The following is a 3,032-nucleotide window of genomic DNA, read 5'->3' on the forward strand; positions in this document are numbered from 1 at the left end:
ATTAAAAGATTTGTTTTATCTTCGTGCCCTTCGTGTTCTTCGTGGTTTTTAAAAGATGTGGGTAAGGATAAGCCCCTCAAGGGAGAGGGAATTTTGCTTTGTCTCCCAACTAACTGCTTAACTTAGTCTTGAGTAGTTACGACAATTTTAACTACTATCCCCCAAAAAATATTGAGAAGATACTAAAAAAAATGCTTGACAAACAAAATCGGATGTGGTATCCTGGTTACTAGAAGAGTAAAGGTTTTCTCGGAAGAGAAAACAGACTATTAACACTATCCTAAGGCTAACCTTCGGTGAACCGGATTTTCCGGCTTGTATTGGGTAAGGGTTGAGGAAGCCAACCCGCCTGATGAGAGCTAAGAAGGGTCGCCAAGCCGTGGGTCTAATTAAATAATTAATTAGACAGCCCGCGGTCGAAGGGATGGTGAAAGATAGAGGGGCCTCTCTTTAAGCTGTTCGAGGCGAAAAGAGTGGCTTTTTTTATATAAAAATGAAGTTAAGGGAAAGTGGTTTCACCTTAATTGAATTAATGGTGGTAGTCACTATTATTGGTGTCCTGGCCAGTGTGGCTACCCCCAAGTATATGGGAGTGGTTGACCGGGCTAAGGATGCAGCCACGAGGGGTAATTTACATAACTTGAAAGTGGCTATTCATATGTACTATGCCTATACGGATGGCCATTGGCCACCTTCATTGGATAAGCCGGCGGGCGGCGGGTTGCCAAACTTTGTCCCCCGTTTTATGGCGAGAATTCCGCGAGCCCAATTGAGAAGTGATGTGGTGCAAGATGATCCCGGGATCAACCCTGATAGTACTGCCGTTAATAACGAGTGGGGACCCGATGATAATAATCCCCAGATAACAGGAGTGGGTGGTTGGATCTATAATCCACGTAACGGAGATATCAAGATTAATGTGGAGCCTCACATACTTGATTCCAAGGGTGAACCTTATTTTAATTATTAAAATGAGGGGCAAGCATTCAGGAGCTAAATAGAAGCCCTGTAAGGGAGGGGGTTCTGGTGATGAGGATCATAAGGGAGATCGAAATCGAGAAGAGGAAGGCCACGGCGCTCTTTGACACAGATGCGATGCATACCTATGTTAAAAGAGAGATGGTTGGTGATAGACCAAAGCTCGTTATTCCAAGGCCATACAAGGTGGCGCTTGGAGGAAGAACCATCGAGGTTCAGGAACTATACCTCCTATTGGGCAAGATCGAGGAATGGGATTTGGATATGGAGGCAGTCCCGGTAGATGAGCTGGGCAGGATAGAGGGAAGAGAGATAGATGCTATTATTGGCGCCTTAACGATGGAGAAATGGGAGATAATCCCTAATCCCAAGGAGGGTACCCTTGACCTCGAAGGCTTAAAGCGGCGTGAATTTATAGAGTTCTAAAGAAATTTAGCGAGAAAGGAACCAACACCGGTGGGGTGTTGTTTATATAGAAGGGGTATTTAAAAAAATATAAGGAGGTGTTGTCTTAATGAAAAGACAAAAAGGTTTTACCCTGATCGAGCTGATGATCGTAGTAGCGATCATTGGTATCTTAGCGGCTATTGCCGTCCCCAAGTTTGTTGACCTGGTTGGCCGGGCCAAGGATGCAGCTACTTACGGAAATCTGGGAGCACTGAGATCGGCTATTACTCTTTACTATGCGGAGAAAGAAGAATGGCCAGGCGAGGCGGTAGCTGAGAATGATGCCATTTTAGCGACCGAGCTTACGCCTGACTATATTGCCCGGATACCCGAGGCTAAGTTAGGGAACAGTGGTTGTGATGCTACTGATCTCGAGAGTGACGTTGTGGATGCGGTAAAGGTAGCTGCAGATGTTTCCCTGGTACCGGCGAGTGTTACCAATGCCGGGGGATGGCTTTATAACCAGACGACGGGCGAGATCGTAATAAATAGCACATGTCTGGAATCCAAGGACGGTGGAGAAGAATACTATAAGAAGTAAGCTATTGCCCAGCTACTTCTAAAAGAGAAGGGTTGAGGGGACTATTTCCCATCAACCCTTTTTCTTTGTCTGACAGGCTTCTCTCTTCACTCCTCATCCCTTCGTGGTCGGAATTATTCGCTCTTTCAGAGAATAACTTTTTCCTTTTGACAGACTATGTCTCCTTTGTGTTTGCGCCTGGTTAGATTTTCGTAAGTGTTCAGCCATAAAGACACAAAGATTAAAGGATTATTTCTTAACAGTTTTAATTTTCCCTTCGTGTCTTTGTGCCTTGGTGGCTGAACGGTTACAATCGAATTTGGTTGACATATCCGTGATTATAGCGTAATATCTTAACAATGTCTAAGCTAATCCTAGCCTCTTCTTCACCCCAAAGGGCTAAGTTGCTGAAACAAATCGGCCTTGACTTCGAGACTGTCTTTCCTGGAATGGAGGAGAAAACCTGGAGGGCTACTAATCCCTCTGAATATGCGATGGAGAGGGCCATAGCTAAGGCAGTCGAAGTTGCCTCCAAAGTTAAAGAGGGGATAATCCTGGGGGCGGATACTATCGTCACCTACCAGGGGGAGATTATAGGCAAACCAGTTAGCCGTATCGAGGCAAGCCGGATGTTACACCAATTGCAAGGGACCACCCATGAGGTGATCACCGGGTTAGCCCTGGTAGAGGCAAAGAGCCGGCATAGATTGACTGACTACGTGGTTACTGAAGTGACTATGAAATCCCTTACCGAGCAGCAAATTAATAATTACGTCTCTACGGGTGAACCATTAGGTAAGGCTGGCGGTTTGGATGTAGCCGGCCGAGGGGCGATCTTTATTGAAAAGATAAGGGGTTGTTTTTACAATCTATTAGGTCTGCCTCTGGCTAAGCTGGCCGACATGCTGACTGAATTTTCAGGGTCAAGGAGACCGCCCAGGAACTTCCGCCGACCTGGAGAGTAACTACTCAAAACTAAGTTAAGCAGTTAGTTGGGAGACAAAGCAAAATTCCCTCTCCCTTGATGGGAGAGGGATAGGGTGAGGGTGAAATTGGCGGGCAATATTATTACTCTTGCTAAAAACCT

Annotated in this window: 4 protein-coding genes; all 4 read left to right on the forward strand. The window is 45.7% G+C overall.

The window, feature by feature from the left end; translation table 11 throughout:
- Nucleotides 1-493 precede the first annotated feature (493 nt).
- The 4 genes from AB1797_13800 (at nt 494) to AB1797_13815 (ending at nt 2,910) form a co-directional block, all read left to right on the forward strand.
- Complete coding sequence (locus AB1797_13800) at nt 494-970, forward strand: type II secretion system protein (GenBank protein MEW5768660.1); 477 nt, start codon at nt 494-496, stop codon at nt 968-970.
- A 59-nt stretch (nt 971-1,029) separates the two neighbouring features.
- Complete coding sequence (locus AB1797_13805; GenBank protein MEW5768661.1) at nt 1,030-1,404, forward strand: hypothetical protein; 375 nt, start codon at nt 1,030-1,032, stop codon at nt 1,402-1,404.
- An 88-nt stretch (nt 1,405-1,492) separates the two neighbouring features.
- Nucleotides 1,493-1,966 (forward strand): type II secretion system protein, encoded by a 474-nt coding sequence (locus AB1797_13810; protein MEW5768662.1) that lies wholly within the window; start codon nt 1,493-1,495, stop codon nt 1,964-1,966.
- Nucleotides 1,967-2,304: 338 nt separating this feature from the next.
- Entirely contained in the window at nt 2,305-2,910 is a 606-nt protein-coding gene (locus AB1797_13815; protein ID MEW5768663.1) for a nucleoside triphosphate pyrophosphatase, read from the forward strand.
- Nucleotides 2,911-3,032 lie beyond the last annotated feature (122 nt).

The sequence above is a fragment of the bacterium genome (genome assembly GCA_040753085.1).
In the GTDB taxonomy this organism is placed as follows: Bacteria; UBA9089; JASEGY01; order JASEGY01; family JASEGY01; genus JASEGY01.

Coding starts and splice junctions, on each gene's coding strand:
- AB1797_13805 (MEW5768661.1), top strand. CDS start 1,030: ATGAGGATCATAAGGGAGATCGAAATCGAGAAGAGGAAGGCCACGGCG.
- AB1797_13815 (MEW5768663.1), top strand. CDS start 2,305: ATGTCTAAGCTAATCCTAGCCTCTTCTTCACCCCAAAGGGCTAAGTTG.
- AB1797_13810 (MEW5768662.1), top strand. CDS start 1,493: ATGAAAAGACAAAAAGGTTTTACCCTGATCGAGCTGATGATCGTAGTA.
- AB1797_13800 (MEW5768660.1), top strand. CDS start 494: ATGAAGTTAAGGGAAAGTGGTTTCACCTTAATTGAATTAATGGTGGTA.